The 271-nt window shown below is 71.6% G+C and carries 1 protein-coding gene; it reads right to left on the bottom strand.

All coding sequences use genetic code 11. The annotated features are described in order from the left end of the window. Positions 1–271: NAD(P)(+) transhydrogenase (Re/Si-specific) subunit beta (locus tag FFK22_RS42540; protein WP_143957082.1), on the bottom strand; the 271-nt coding region annotated here is incomplete at both ends.

Genomic DNA, 271 nt, shown 5'->3' on the forward strand with positions numbered 1-271 from the left:
GCGCAGCGCGTGCTGCGCCTGCGCCACCGCCATGCCGTAGCCCGGCACGATGATCACCGACCGGGCATTCTTCATCACGAAGGCCGCGTCCTCCGCCGAGCCCTGCTTCACCGCACGGTCGCCCGCCGGACCGCCGGCCGCCGCCGAGGCCGCCTCGCCGCCGAAGCCGCCCAGGACCACGTTGATGATCGACCGGTTCATCCCCTTGCACATGATGTAGCTGAGGATGGCGCCCGACGACCCGACCAGCGCGCCGGTCACGATCAGGAGG

Origin of the sequence: Mycobacterium sp. KBS0706, from assembly GCF_005938675.2 — a bacterium.
Lineage (GTDB): Bacteria > Pseudomonadota > Alphaproteobacteria > DSM-16000 > Inquilinaceae > Inquilinus.